Annotated in this window: 14 protein-coding genes, 1 tRNA gene, 1 pseudogene and 1 other annotated feature; of the genes and pseudogenes, 11 read left to right on the forward strand and 5 right to left on the reverse strand. The window is 36.2% G+C overall.

The genetic code is table 11. The annotated features are described in order from the left end of the window. Positions 1-48: 48 nt before the first annotated feature. The gene (gene mscL / locus ACQV2O_RS05840) at positions 49-423 is read right to left on the reverse strand and encodes a large conductance mechanosensitive channel protein MscL (RefSeq protein ID WP_428873123.1); all 375 of its coding nucleotides are present in this window, start codon (positions 421-423) and stop codon (positions 49-51) included. Between the two features lie 86 nt (positions 424-509). Beyond that, positions 510-1,637: an NAD(P)/FAD-dependent oxidoreductase gene (locus tag ACQV2O_RS05845; protein ID WP_428875234.1), complete on the reverse strand. Its 1,128-nt coding sequence runs from the start codon at positions 1,635-1,637 to the stop codon at positions 510-512. A gap of 80 nt (positions 1,638-1,717) precedes the next feature. On the opposite strand from ACQV2O_RS05845, the gene ACQV2O_RS05850 reads away from it, so the two are divergent. From ACQV2O_RS05850 to ACQV2O_RS05870, 5 genes are all read left to right on the forward strand, one after another. Continuing rightward, positions 1,718-2,485 (forward strand): NADPH-dependent oxidoreductase, encoded by a 768-nt coding sequence (locus ACQV2O_RS05850; protein WP_428873125.1) that lies wholly within the window; start codon positions 1,718-1,720, stop codon positions 2,483-2,485. 176 nt (positions 2,486-2,661) lie between these two features. Then, positions 2,662-2,920, forward strand: a binding site (T-box leader). Between the two features lie 41 nt (positions 2,921-2,961). After that, positions 2,962-4,017 (forward strand): methionine ABC transporter ATP-binding protein, encoded by a 1,056-nt coding sequence (locus ACQV2O_RS05855; protein ID WP_428873126.1) that lies wholly within the window; start codon positions 2,962-2,964, stop codon positions 4,015-4,017. Positions 4,018-4,037: 20 nt separating this feature from the next. Next, entirely contained in the window at positions 4,038-4,754 is a 717-nt protein-coding gene (locus ACQV2O_RS05860; protein WP_428873164.1) for a methionine ABC transporter permease, read from the forward strand. 15 nt (positions 4,755-4,769) lie between these two features. Then, the gene (locus tag ACQV2O_RS05865; RefSeq protein WP_428873127.1) at positions 4,770-5,597 is read left to right on the forward strand and encodes a MetQ/NlpA family ABC transporter substrate-binding protein; all 828 of its coding nucleotides are present in this window, start codon (positions 4,770-4,772) and stop codon (positions 5,595-5,597) included. A 125-nt stretch (positions 5,598-5,722) separates the two neighbouring features. Then, positions 5,723-6,460 (forward strand): DUF3021 family protein, encoded by a 738-nt coding sequence (locus ACQV2O_RS05870; RefSeq protein ID WP_428873128.1) that lies wholly within the window; start codon positions 5,723-5,725, stop codon positions 6,458-6,460. Between the two features lie 70 nt (positions 6,461-6,530). Here the strand turns inward: ACQV2O_RS05870 and ACQV2O_RS05875 are convergent, their stop codons facing one another. From ACQV2O_RS05875 to ACQV2O_RS05885, 3 genes are read right to left on the reverse strand one after another with little or no spacing between them, the layout of a single operon-like run. Further along, entirely contained in the window at positions 6,531-6,935 is a 405-nt protein-coding gene (locus ACQV2O_RS05875; RefSeq protein WP_428873129.1) for a bis(5'-nucleosyl)-tetraphosphatase, read from the reverse strand. An 11-nt stretch (positions 6,936-6,946) separates the two neighbouring features. After that, positions 6,947-8,350 carry an HD domain-containing protein gene (locus tag ACQV2O_RS05880; protein WP_428873130.1) on the reverse strand — a complete coding sequence of 468 codons (1,404 nt, stop codon included), beginning with the start codon at positions 8,348-8,350 and terminating at the stop codon, positions 6,947-6,949. Between the two features lie 23 nt (positions 8,351-8,373). Next, positions 8,374-9,234 carry a lipoate--protein ligase family protein gene (locus ACQV2O_RS05885; protein WP_428875235.1) on the reverse strand — a complete coding sequence of 287 codons (861 nt, stop codon included), beginning with the start codon at positions 9,232-9,234 and terminating at the stop codon, positions 8,374-8,376. A 116-nt stretch (positions 9,235-9,350) separates the two neighbouring features. On the opposite strand from ACQV2O_RS05885, the gene ACQV2O_RS05890 reads away from it, so the two are divergent. From ACQV2O_RS05890 to rho, 6 genes and pseudogenes are all read left to right on the forward strand, one after another. Beyond that, positions 9,351-9,423, forward strand: a tRNA-Arg gene (locus tag ACQV2O_RS05890). 31 nt (positions 9,424-9,454) lie between these two features. Then, positions 9,455-9,877 carry a DUF1934 domain-containing protein gene (locus tag ACQV2O_RS05895; RefSeq protein ID WP_428873132.1) on the forward strand — a complete coding sequence of 141 codons (423 nt, stop codon included), beginning with the start codon at positions 9,455-9,457 and terminating at the stop codon, positions 9,875-9,877. Between the two features lie 38 nt (positions 9,878-9,915). After that, positions 9,916-10,179, forward strand: a pseudogene (gene rpoE, locus ACQV2O_RS05900) (DNA-directed RNA polymerase subunit delta); the annotation flags it as partial. 559 nt (positions 10,180-10,738) lie between these two features. Next, positions 10,739-11,584, forward strand: a complete 846-nt coding sequence (locus ACQV2O_RS05905) for a hypothetical protein (protein WP_428873133.1) — start codon at positions 10,739-10,741, stop codon at positions 11,582-11,584. Positions 11,585-11,616: 32 nt separating this feature from the next. Beyond that, positions 11,617-12,876 carry a UDP-N-acetylglucosamine 1-carboxyvinyltransferase gene (locus ACQV2O_RS05910; RefSeq protein ID WP_428873134.1) on the forward strand — a complete coding sequence of 420 codons (1,260 nt, stop codon included), beginning with the start codon at positions 11,617-11,619 and terminating at the stop codon, positions 12,874-12,876. Positions 12,877-12,890: 14 nt separating this feature from the next. Then, entirely contained in the window at positions 12,891-14,156 is a 1,266-nt protein-coding gene (gene rho, locus ACQV2O_RS05915; protein ID WP_428873135.1) for a transcription termination factor Rho, read from the forward strand. Positions 14,157-14,196: the final 40 nt, after the last annotated feature.

The raw sequence follows: 14,196 nt of genomic DNA on the forward strand, positions 1-14,196 counted from the left end.
GGGAAATCCCAGAAAAGCTGGGCTTGTCTGGGTATTAAAATTAATTAATTATTTACTTTTTAATTCTGAGAGTATATCTTGTAATAGTTCGACTTCTGAAGGGCTTGCTGGCTCTTCTTCTGGAGAAATAATTTTTTTGTTTTGTGCTTTTTCTAAAGCTTTAAGTGTGATAAATAAGAAGCTACCAATTAAAAGAAAATTAATAATTGCTTGGATAAATGCTCCATAAACAATTTCAGTCTTACCAACTGTCAGAACAAGACCTGAAACATCTGCTTGACCTGTAATGGCTATAATGAGTGGCATAAAAATATTATCGACTAAAGAAGTAACAATTGCTGTAAAAGCTGACCCTAAAATAATCCCAGTTGCCATAGTAACAACATTTTTATTTGCAATAAAACCTTTAAATTCTTTCCACATAAAAATTAATTCCTCCGTAACAATTCATTTAATACTTATAGAGTACCATGAATTCGAAATAAATCAATGTCGAAATTTTTCATTTGCTATATTTTATGAACAAGTTGGTGACTGGAAATAATTTCTTCGGGAAGATCCCAATAATTATTGATGATTTTATGGACCCATTGATAAGCTAGATAGGGTCCACTTGTTAAGCCGGAAGACCCTAAGCCAGAAATTGTCCATAGATTGGATAAATCAGGGATGGATCCGATTAAGATATCGCCATTGTCAGTGAAGGCTCGAGTACCTACTTTTACTCGATAAAGAGGATAGTTAAAAACATCCGGAAAAATTTGCTCAGCCTTTGTTTTTAGCTCTTTGATAACCATGGGATTAATGGTTAAGTCTTTTGCTTGGTCATCTTCATGACTTGCGCCAATTACTATCTCACCATTATCAAAGGGAAGGATATCAATGCCACCCGGTGACATAATAACAGGCCAGTTGTTATCGACCCATTGTGGGTGGTAGATAGAAAATAGCTGGCCTTTTTGAGGGCGTAAGTTACAATCAAACCGCAAGGAGCTTAGAAGTTCTTTGACAGCGGGTCCTGCTGCCAAAAGGACCTGATCTGCAGTAAATGAGTCTTGATCAGACTGAATCAAAAAGCTCTTTCCTTCTTTAAGCAACTGAACTTCTTTTTTAACTATTTTCCCCCCTTTTGTTAGAATCGCTTTATGTAATAAAGCAACCAATGCCTGTCCATCTACTCGGCCACCCCCTTTAATTAAAGAGCCAGGCCAAGGGCTATCAATAAGAGGAAACAAATCATGAATTGCTTCTTGTGTTAGTGTTGAAACTTTTCCGATAGAAGGAGATTGCTCTCTTTTTGAATCTGCGTTTTCAAGATCTCTGTGTAAGTCTTTTTCATTTTTACGTAGAATCAAAGTCCCAGTTTCCTTAAAAAGACTGGAAGCATCAAATCCGTCTTCAGTTAAATCTTGAATAAATTGACGGTAGAATTCTGCACCATGAACGACAAGGTGATACCATTTTTTATTTCTTCTTTTGGAAAACCAAGGACAAATAATTCCAGCCGCCGCCTGGCTGGCTTGACCAACTTCTTTATCGAGAAGAATTACTGGATAGCCAGAACGAGTCAGATAATAGGCAGCTGTCGATCCAACAATACCACCGCCAACAATGATAAAAGGAAAATGTTTTTTCAAAAATATCCTACCTTTCATTAATAGAAATTAAAATCAGTAAATGCTAAATTAGAGACATCAAATTAAAAGGAGACCTTTTTATGGAAGAAACACTCAGACAGATTCAAAATCACCGTAGTATTCGCTTTTATAAAGATCGCCCAGTTGCAGTGGAAACTCGTCAGCAACTAATGGAAACTATGAATGCCAGTCCGACTTCAAATGGGTTGCAGGCCGTTTCAGTTGTCCGTATTACTGATCGTATTTTACGCGAAGAATTAGCCAAGGTTGCAAAACAAGCCTATCTTGCCGAGGTGCCTGAACTATTGATTTTTCTTGTGGATTGGCATCGCAATGCTGAAATAGCTAAGGCTAAAGGCTATCAAGGAGAAAAATATCGCTCAATGGATTATTTCTTTCAGGGAGTGGCTGATGTTTATATTCAAGCTCAAAGCTTAGTGATCGCTGCTGAATCTTTAGGATTAGGAACGGTTTATTTTGGATCGATTTTAAACGATTCAGCTAGAGTCATTGAACTATTAAAACTACCTGACTTGACTTTTCCTTTAGTAGGGGTTGGGTATGGCTATCCGGACGATCAACCCCCATTGAAACCACGAATGCCAATCGAATTTAAATTATCTGAAAATTATTATCGCGCAAATCCAGATTATCTTCAAATGTTGGCAGACTATGACAAGGAAATGACACAATACTATGACACTAGAAATAGCAACCAAAGAGTGGATAGCTTTACTAATCAAGTTAAAAATAAAATTGCTATTGGCGAAAAGAAAAGAGCCCAGTTAATGCAAGTTGTTAGTAAACAAGGCTTTAATGTAATGCTAGAAGATGGAATGGATTATTAAAAATTAGAAAATAATATTTTTGATGAGAAAAGAGTGAGGGATTTAATCTAGCGATTCCTTAAATATAACTAGCTATATGCTTATTGCTAAGGTAGTTATCCTTCAATAAAAATTTTTTGTAGATTAATGGTTGACAGGATTGTTTTTTTTGATTAGAATACTTCTAACAAATCGAATGAAACACGTAGATGTGGAAAGTAGATCGTCAGACTATTTTAAAGAGAGCTTGAGTAGGGTGAAATCAAGCAGTAGGAAGCGATTGAAAATGGCCATGGAGTGGTTATCCTGAATGCATAGCAATAAGGATAAACGGCTGCAACCGTTAGTAAGCCTCAGTATAACAAGTGATACTCACTTGCGTACTGGCAGAGGTAACCTTAGTGATGAGGTTACAAATTAAGGTGGTACCACGAAGTATTAACTCTCGTCCTTTATTGGAGGAGAGTTTTTTGTGTTTTATTGAAAGGAGTGAATACTTGATTGAATTAAAAAATGTATCTGTCACTTTTGAAAAAGAAAATAAAAAAATCCAAGCGGTTTCAGGTGTAAGCTTACAGATACAAGCGGGGGAAATCTTTGGCATTGTGGGTTATTCTGGTGCCGGCAAATCCACTTTAGTTCGAACAATCAATCTTTTACAAAGACCTTCTAGCGGGCAAGTGATAATAAATGGAGTTGATTTGATGCAACTGTCAGCGTCTGAATTGAGAAAATCTCGCAAGAAGATAGGGATGATCTTTCAGCACTTTAATTTGATGAATTCAAGAACGGTGGCAGAGAATGTTGCTTTCCCACTTAAAGATTTAAAATTATCTACTGCTGAAAAAGAAGCGAAAGTGTCTGCTTTGTTAGAAATGGTTGGCATATTAGATAAAGCTCAAGCCTATCCTGAACAGTTATCAGGTGGGCAGAAGCAAAGAGTAGCGATTGCTAGAGCCTTAGCTACAGACCCTTCAATTTTATTGTGTGACGAGGCAACCTCTGCTTTGGATCCTAAAACCACACATTCTATTCTTGATTTGCTAAGGCAGTTAAATCAAGAATTGGGCTTATCGATTATAATGATTACTCACGATATGAATGTTGTTAAAAACCTCTGTCATCGAGTGGCTGTAATGGCTGAAGGGCAAGTGATTGAAGAGAATGGCATTGTCGAAATGTTTACCCAACCTCAAAACCCATTGACGCAAGAGTTTATAAATATGGCTACCCACTTTGATTGGGACTATGAATTAGTGCTTAAAGAAATGCGAGGAGCTAACTCTTCAGAAGATTATTTCATCGCTCGCTTATCCTTTGTCGGTCAAGAGGTGACGGAGCCCTTTATTGCACAGTTAGCCAGAGACTATCAGGTACATTGTAATATTTTATATGGTAATATTGAAGCTTTAAGAGGATCATTTGTAGGTAATCTTGTTGTCACGGTTGAATCAAAGTCGCAAGATTGGGAACGAGCTTTAGTCTTTCTGGAAAAACATAAAGTAAATGTCGAGATTTTAACCGATAGGGAGGGTGTTAAGTGGATGAATTAGAAGTAAATGTATATTCCTTTATTAATGACCAATTCCCCAATTTATCATCTTTTTTAGAAAAATGGTTACCCAATGCTTGGCCCATTCTCGACGAATTTATTGTTGCAACTATCGAAACCTTATATATGCTGATACTGACCATCCTTTTTGCAGGTTTATTAGGTTTAATGCTTGGCGTAGTTATTGTTGTAACAGGACCAAAAGGTATTTTAAAAAACCAATGGATTTATCAAGTCTTAGACAGTTTTATTAATATTTTTAGATCCATTCCTTTTATTATTCTTTTGGCTTTATTAGTCCCTTTTACACGTATGCTTGTAAATACTTCCATTGGCCCGACGGCGGCTGCCATTCCTATCATTGTAGGAACGATTCCCTTCTTTGCTAGGCAGGTGGAGATTGCTTTGTTAGAGGTAGATGAAGGGATTGTTGAAGCGGCTCAGGCCATGGGGTCTTCACCGTGGGACATCATATGGCGTGTCTATATTCGAGAGGGCTTAGGATCTTTATTAAGAGTATCTGCTTCGACTGTTATTAATGTTATTGGCTTGACAGCTATGGCGGGTGTAGTAGCTGGAGGTGGCTTAGGAACCGTTGCGATCGCTAGAGGCTATCAAAGAAGTCGTTTTGACGTTGTCATAGTAGCAACCTTATTGATTTTATTAATTGTTTTGATCAGTCAATTGCTATTTAATTGGTTGATTCGAAAGGCAGAAAAACATAAAAGAAAGTATTAGAAAAGGAGAATTATGATGAAAAAATTTTTAAAAGTATTATTAGTGGGTTCTTTATTAGGGGGGGTTACTCTCAATAATGTCTTCGCTGAAGATAAAGAAGATTTTTCAGGTCAGAGTGTTTCAGTGGGTGTCGCTTCAGAATATGAAGAAGATGTTTGGCAAAGTGTTGCTGATATCGCAGAAGAGGAGGAAGGAATAAAAATCAAACTGGTTCTATTCAATGACTATGTTCAGCCAAATATATCTTTGTCTGATGGATCGATTGATTTAAATGCCTTCCAGCATGTTGAGTTTTTAAATGATTGGAACCAAGCTAATGACGGAGATTTAGTATCGATAGGTTATACATATGTTGCACCTTTGAAAGTTTACTCTGAAAAAATTGATTCTCTCGATCAATTAAAAGAAGGAGATAAGATTGCTATTCCAAATGATGCGACAAATGGGGGGCGTGCTTTACTAGCTCTTGAACAAGCAGGCGTGATTGAAGTGGATGATGAAGCGGGTGTGTTAGCTGAAGTAAGTGATATCACCAAAAATGAATTGAATTTAAAGTTTGAAGAATTAGATGCTGCACAATTAGTGTCGGCTTTACCCGATGTAGCAGCTGCGGTTATTAATAATAATTTTGCCAATGATGCAGAACTCGAAGAAGATCTCGTTATTTTTAACGATGCGGCGGATATTGAAAAGCTACCAGATTCATATAAAAATATTATTGCTAGTCGTAAGGAAGATAGTAAAAACCCACTATTTTTAAAAATTGTAGAACTTTATCAAAGTGAACAAACAGCTAAAAAAATAGAAGAAGTTTCAAAGGGTTCGGATCAACCTGCTTGGTAATAATAGTGATACGACATGTTGAGCATTGTTTTTCGACTGTATAAAAATACAATTCGTTTAGACGGCTTATTGTCTCAAATATGGTATAATTGAACCATCAGTACAGACATAGAGGAGGAATTTCAATGTTCAAGCGTGCCGGATCATTTGTGCAATATGGTTTATTAGTTACTTTACTAACTTATGGATTATTAACCAGTTTGGGAGGACCTCAAATTTATACTTTCTTATCCATTGTAATTTTAGGAATTATTTTAGGTCTATTGTTCCTAATCTATTACACAAAATCACTAACTTTTGGTCAAAAGTTAGCGAGTCATATTGGGGCTTCAGCCTTAGTGATAATTGCTGTTGCTTTATTCAATGGTTGGATGCAAGTCGATTGGGATAAGGTTCTTGCAGGAATACTTATCTTATCTGTTTTATGTTTGTTTGTTTATTTTGGCTATCACTATCTAATGAACAAGCGTCAAAAACCGCAAGCTACTATTGAGCCTGAGGTCACTGATAAAGTGGCTCCGAGGTCGGATTTTGATCCTAGGACAGGTGAAGTCCTTCATCAAGAGTCGGTATCAAAAGAAAAAGACACTCATAAAGCCGACTTTGTAAAAGAGGAAGCAAAAGACATTGACCCAAGACAAACAAAGGAAGTTGAAGTTGCCGAGCCAATGGATTTTGAGGTAACAGAGCCCAACCAATTTGAGGAAGTTGAAACTTATGAAGTAGTTGAGCCTTCTGATGAAGCAGAAGAAGTTGTTGCTGTTAACACAGATCTAGAAGGGGATCTCGTTCTGGAAGAAGAGGTAAAGTCAGACGAAAGCTATGAAACTCTCAATAAGTCAGAAGACCAAGAAAAGATTTAAAATGAAAAAAGATTAACCCATTAACTATGAGCAGTGTTTATCTCACCGCTTCATAGGTTAATGGGTTTTCTTAATGAAGAAAGTTCTGAGCTTTGACTAATAAGTCTTTATCATTCGAATAAGTAATTTTATCTAGAGCTTCTTGGTAAGGAAGCCATATGAATTGACTCACTTCTTCTAATTGACGAGTGACTTTATTTGAGTTTGTCTTTGCTATAAAATAGACGACTTCTTTCATAACATCTTTTTTAGGAGAAAAGAGAGTAGTCTCTCTGAATTGATTATTCAATTCAACTTCGAGACCTGTTTCCTCTTTAATTTCTCGAAGGGCTGTTTCTTCTTCCGTTTCACCTTTTTCAATATGTCCTTTAGGAAATGCCCAGTGGCCACCATTTTCATGTTGGATGAGGAGAAAAAGAAAGTCTTGATTATCTTTATAGTAGATAACTGCTCCACATGATTTTTCTTTTTTCATAGATTTCCTTTCTAGAATAAGCGTTCTTGAATATTGTGGGTAACATCGTGGCGTTCATTGGTATAAGCATCTAAAATTTTCTTTTGACTATCAGTGAGACTTTCTTGAGGCAAATTGTATAAATCAGCAATAAACTCTCTAGGAAAGAAAATACGATGGTCTCCTCTGACTTGACCTGTTAAGGAATGAACTAAACTTGAAACTTGAGAAAGTTCGACAACTTGATTGGTTTTAGTGACTAAGTCAATTTGTACTTTTTGACTTGAGTGATAAGGTCGATAATAATCGTAAGGAAGGTCAAAGCTGGAATCTTCATTAATATAATAGTTAGGGTCAAATCCGACTTTACTTAATTCATTGAAGATGGCAGTACGTAGCTCTTCTCTTTCATTGTCATTTGTAATGACTGATTTAAAAGGCTTACGATTAATAAAACGGTAGGCCAAATCAGCAAGAATGGGATCTTTTTCATCTGCCCATTGGATAAAATAAGCGTTCATTATATGATCATCTAACTTGAGATAATCATCAAGGGTCCAATTGTTTTTTAAAAAAGGTTCGAGTAAGTGGATAGGAGCCTCAATTTTTTGACAGTTGTCACGTTCAAGATAACAATCTTTAGCACGAGCTAAAAGTCCCTTGAGGACTTGTTCCATTCCTCTAGAAACTGGGTGGAAATAAACTTGCATATACATTTGATAGCGACTCATAATATAATCTTCTACCGCATGCATACCAGAAAAATCAAAAACGATTCTTTTATCAAACGGTCGGATGACACGCGAAATGCGAGTTAAGTCAAATTCACCATAGGATACCCCTGCATAAAAGGCATCTCTTCTTAAATAATCCATACGGTCGGCATCAATTTGACTGGAGATTAATTGAACAACTTGTTGATTAGGATAGGTTTTATTGATGACGGACGCTACCTTTTCAGGGAAGTCATCACCTAATCTTCTTAAAACTTGGTTAACTTCCGTTTGCTTAGAAGTGATAATTAATTGAGTTAAGGCCTCATGGTCAGTATTAAAAATAGCTTCAAAAGTATGTGAGAAAGGACCATGTCCAATATCATGTAAAAGGGCTGCGCAAATAGCAACCATTCGTTCATCATTATTCCATAACCCATCGCCATCCGTTTTAGAGCGATAATTACGGTCAAATTGGCTGATAATGCGACGGGTAATTTCGTAAACACCTAGCGAATGGTTAAAACGAGAGTGTTCTGCACCGTGAAAAGTATAAGAAGAAGTTCCTAATTGTTTGATGCGGCGCAAGCGTTGAAACTCTCTGGTGTCAATTAAATCAATGATGATACGGTCACGAATATGAATATAATCATGAACAGGATCACGGAAAACTTTTTCACGTTCAAGTTTTTGATTGGCAATAATATTTTGGAATTCAGACACCTATTTCACTCCTTTAGACTTTTCTATGTTAGTGGTTGAATTTTTTGACTACGTTGATAGGCTTTTTCAAATAGCGGTTGATAGATAGAAATTAATTCAGGGTCTTTATAATTTCCTTGATCAATCGCTGTTTTTTGAGAGAGGTAGTTTATAAAATGTTTTTGATAATCAGATAAGGAAAGATCTTGGCCAAGAATTTCAGATAGCGTTGACATAGAACGAGGTTCAATAGTAGGAAAGCGTTGATCGGATTGACTAAGTGAGTAAAATTGCTTCATTAGTTGGCCACGAGCAAATTGGTTACCATTGACACCAATATAAGCAGCAGTAGTAACAGCATCTTTATAGCGACGCTGTGCAATTCCACCTACCTTTTTTTGGTTAATGACCACATCATATTTACCTGGACAGTAAGAATCAGCAATTTCATAAGCCTCTACTGTTAAACCGTAATGATTTAAAGTCGCTTGAATTACTGCAATGGAAAAGCTAAAAGCTTGATCAATTGATAAGTTGATTGAACGATTGTCTGTTACAATTGCAAAATTTAGGATGCCTGCATCTTCAACCACTCCCAATCCACCATGTGGTCTTACAGATACTTGATAGCCTGCTTCTTTTAAATAGCTAACACCCTTGGGTAAGTTTTTTAAAAGTTTATCTTTAGCTCCTAAGAAGACACTCGGTTTAAAAATAGGATAAAAATGAAAAATACCATAAGCTTTATCTTTTTTTTGAAGGTCATTTTTTTGTTGGAGATATCTAAGAAAACTATCTTGATAAGCTAAGGCTACATCTCTTTGATCTTTCAGTGGGTTTTCTTGTTCTTGAAAAACTAACCATTTATGTTGTGATAGAATAGATAATAGATTTGAATCAGTCATTGACGAATACTCCTCAAATTGTTAAATTTTAAAGGCTATTAACACTTTGATTATAGCAAATTTTGTTTTATAATAACATGAAAGCTTTAAAGTAAAACTACTTATTAATCAATTAAGCACCAGTAGCTCAGCTGGATAGAGCACTCGCCTCCTAAGCGAAAGATGATGGTTCGAGTCCGTCCTGGTGTATCAGTGACGACATAAGGATGAGAGGAGAAAGATGGAAAAACAAGCAGTCGATGTTTATGTCGAGCAAAAAATAAATTATGCACAAACGAAACATTCAGACCGATGGGAGCACTCCTGTCAAGGTCATACTTATATTCTTTCTACCTATCAAAAACTAATTTATCATGATCAATTAGAAAGAAAAATTGAAGTAAAATGGCAACTGGATGATTCAAAACAAAAGATTAACAAAGTGAAGGTAGATCAAGGAAAGCAGACTTTAGTTTTTAATATAAATCATGCAACCACCACTCTATATGAAAGTGATCAAGGTATCTTATTATTAGAAATCAAAACGGATAGAATTGACTATAGTAAGACAGCTGACGGTCAAATGATACAAATTCACTATCAAATGCATACGAACGATCAATCACTAGGTGATTATTTCTATCAATTGAAATTTACATCATAAATTAGCAATTCCTAGTGAGAATTTTAAGGAGGATAAAAATGGAATTAAAGAAATTTGAAGGCCAAATAAAGGAAGAATTATCGTTAATTGAAGTGGCATATGCTATTTTAGAAGAAAATGGTGAGGCTATTGATTTTACTCAACTGCTTTTAGATATACAAAGTTATCTAAAAGTTTCAGATGAGTTTATTGAAGCCAAAATGATTCGCTTTTATACAGATTTAAATATTGATGGGCGTTTTATCTCAGTAGGTGACAACCGTTGGGGATTAAGATCATGGTACGCAGTGGATGAAATTGATGAGGAAATCATTACCTCTTCTGAAGAAGAAGCTTCAAAACGCCGTAAGAAGAAGTCAGGAAAAGTGAATGCTTTCGCTGACAATGAAGAAGATATGATTGATTACAATGATGATGACCCTGAAGATAGCGATGATGGGTATGTTTATGATGAAGACGAAGATGAAGAAGACGAAGAGGACGAAGAAGATGAACCAATCGAAATCCTAGTTGCTGACGTTGAGGAAGATGAGCCAGATGAAGATGAAGAGCTGAATGAGTATGCAACGGATTTATCTGAATTAGGTGACGAAGAAATCGACCTCGATGAAGATGAAGATTTTGACGAAGAGGACGATGATTTAGAAGAATTAGAAGAAGACTAAAAATAAAAAAGTTAGAGAGACCGGTTCATTTGAATGGGTCTCCTTTTTATTCCAGATAAGATAATTGTAGTTAGCTAAGTTAAAAAATCTATTTTAATGCTATCACGATTTGATGACAATTTGCTGCTTCGTTCGAAATTTAAGCTTCAATATGATAAAATACGCCTATATTATAAGAAATTAGGATGTGGATTCATTGTCACATAATAGTATTCACAATAATCAGACTCAATTTGCTTTGCTGAAACAGTTACTTTATCATCAGCATTATCAAACAATGCTCAAATTTTTAGAAGACAATCCTTCTTGGGAAAGTCAAGAATTATCTAAACTTTTGCAATTAGGTCATGCTTATATTCATACAGATTTGAAAACGATCGAAGAATTATCTGGGCAAGTTGAAATGGACTATCTTACAAAGCCTAGTCTTTTAGAGCGTCGTGTCTATTCTTATATTCAAGGCTTAGCCATTAAATTGGAAATTAAAGAATATGATGATTATTTAAGAGCAATTACACCTTTATTGGTAGATGTATTAAGGCTAACTTTAGAAAACACGGTATTCCCCGACCTTGAACGTTATTTGGTTGAGGTAATGAAAGAAACTGATGAAGGGATCCCTATTTATCGCGGTTTACAGTGGAACCAGTCTTTAATCGAAGCTGATAAAAATGGCAAAATTAATAGAACTTGGGAACGCTACTATGGGAAACATTTTAATTATTCGCACTATGTTTCTTCTAGTCACTTATTAAAGTTAGTAGAAGACTATGTAAAAGACCCGAAAATTTTAAAGTTAGCTGTTCAAATGCGACATATTGAAAAATACGCGAGAAATATTGTGGCCCATGAATTAATCTATGTAGATGATGCTTGGTTAAAACATCGTCTAAAAATTGAAGCTAAGGAAGTTCATCAGCAAATTATTAATATGATAAATGCTGCAGGGTTAAGAGATCCTCAGCAGTGGCAAGGCTTAGCTAGTATTCAAGCCGCTATTGAAAAAGAATTAGAAAAAAATTATACGAAAATGTCGAAATAACGACTAATCTTGATAAAAAGGAGTCATTATCTATGAAAAAATTGATCATCCGTGGAGGCAAAGCACTAAATGGTGAAATTAATATTAATGGAGCAAAAAATTCTACCGTTGCCTTAATTCCAGCAGCCATTTTAGCCGATTCGGAGGTTATCTTAGAAGGAGTGCCAGATATTCAAGATGTCCACTCTCTACTTGAAATTTTGGATGAGTTCCACGTCAAGACTTCTTTTGAAAATAATATATTAAAAATTGACCCTTCTCATATGCAGTCAATCCCTATGCCAACAGGTAAAATTCAGAGTTTGCGAGCTTCTTATTACTTTATGGGAGCAACCTTATCAAAATTTGGGGAGGGCGTAATAGGGTTACCAGGAGGTTGTTTTTTAGGACCTCGTCCCATTGATCAGCACGTAAAAGCCTTCCGAGCTTTGGGTGCGGTGGTTGAGGATGAATACGGGGTAATTACCCTCTCAACTCCCGAAGGGCTTAATGGAAACCGAATCTATATGGACGTGGTTTCAGTTGGAGCAACTATCAACACTATTTTAGCCTCAGTTAGAGCTGAGGGGAAGACGATTATTGAGAATGCCGCACGTGAACCAGAAATTATTGATTTAGTGACTCTATTAAATAAAATGGGGGCAAAAATTCGTGGAGCTGGAACTTCAGTTATACGAATCGAAGGTGTCGACCGTCTAAAAGGAACCACTCATACAATTATTCCCGATCGAATTGAGGCAGGAACCTATATTTCAGTTGCAGTAGCAATGGGAAATGAAATTAAAATTAATAATGTAATTTTTGAGCATATTGAAAGTTTTATCGCCAAACTAAATGAGATGGGTGCTAAGATGGAAATTGGAGAAGATAGTATTCTCGTTCATCGCTCGGATGATTTAAAAATGGTTTCATTAAAAACTCAACCTTATCCAGGATTTGCAACGGATCTACAGCAGCCATTAACTTCTGTATTAATTAAAGCAAATGGAAAGGGAACGATTACGGATACCATATACCCTCAAAGAGTTAAGCATATTCCTGAATTAAATCGTATGGGAGCTAATATTAAGGTGGATGGCGATATTATTCGTGTGGAGGGCCCGGCTAAATTGACTGGTGCTCCAGTTCGTGCCAGTGACTTAAGAGCAGGAGCCTGTTTAGTTATTGCTGGTTTAATGGCAGAGGGTCAAACAGAGATTACAGGTGTTGATAATATCTTAAGAGGTTATTCAAATATTGTTGAAAAACTGCAAGAAGTCGGAGCTGATATCCAAATGGTTGAGGATGAATAGAAAGGAAGTACCCAGTGAGTGATGCATTTTCCTTAGAGAATTTATTAAATAAAGAAGTAAAAGACTTATATGCTTATGCTAGGGAATTAAAAATCCCTGATTTTAGTCAACTGTCTAAAAAAGAATTAGCTTTAGCTGTGATGCGAACACAAAAGGAAAAGCAAGGTTTTTTCCAAGTGGAAGGTATCTTAGATATTCCTAATGATGAAGGCCTAGCCTTTATTCGTCCGATTAATTTCTCTCCTAGTAGGGAAGATGTTTATATTTCAGATTCACAAATCCGCCGGTTTTCCTTGAGAAATGGTGATCGAGTAGGAGGACCTGCTCGACCGCCTAAGGACTCAGAACGTTATTATGGTTTGATGCAGATATCGAGCGTCAATGGGAGAGATCCTGAAGAAACGCTTAATCGAGATGCTTTTGCCAGTCTAACACCCATTTATCCAGACCGGCAGATAAAATTGGAATATAAACAAAATGTTTTATCAAACCGCCTGATTGATGTGATTGCACCAATTGGGTTCGGTCAAAGGGGATTGATTGTTGCACCACCTAAGGCTGGTAAAACAACTATTATAAAAGAGATAGCACGAGGGATTGCCAGTAATTATCCTGATAGTAAACTCTTTATTCTCTTAATTGATGAGCGTCCTGAGGAGGTAACTGATATTGAGCGTTCAGTCAAGGCAGAGGTTGTTTCATCAACTTTTGATGAAAGACCGCAAAACCATGTGCGTTTGGCAGATTTACTACTTTCTCATGCACGTCGCTTGGTGGAAGATGGACAAGATGTTGTTGTCCTTTTGGATTCAATCACACGGTTAGCACGAGCTTATAATTTGGTGGTGCGACCGAGTGGAAGAACATTGAGCGGAGGATTCGATCCTGCAGCTTTTTATTTTCCTAAGCGGTTCTTTGGTTCAGCTAGAAACATTGAAAATGGCGGGTCTTTAACGATTTTAGCTACTGCTCTAGTAGATACTGGATCAAGAATGGATGACATTATTTATGAAGAGTTTAAAGGCACGGGCAATATGGAACTTCATTTGTCCAGAGAATTAGGCCAAAGACGTATCTTCCCAGCTATTGATATTAAAAAATCTTCTACCCGTAAAGAAGAATTATTAATTGAGGAAAACTATTTAAGTCAAATCTGGGACTTGCGCAATTTAATGACTTCTAACGGTTTAGAATATACCGAACAATTAATACAATTGATGCGTCAGACAGATAATAATCAAGACTTTTTTGCACAGTTATCCAAACTTTCAAGTAAATAAATAAGAAATACCCTTACTAAGTGAGGGGTTCTTTTTTGAG

The sequence above is a fragment of the Facklamia sp. P13055 genome (assembly GCF_050409445.1).
Lineage (GTDB): Bacteria > Bacillota > Bacilli > Lactobacillales > Aerococcaceae > Facklamia.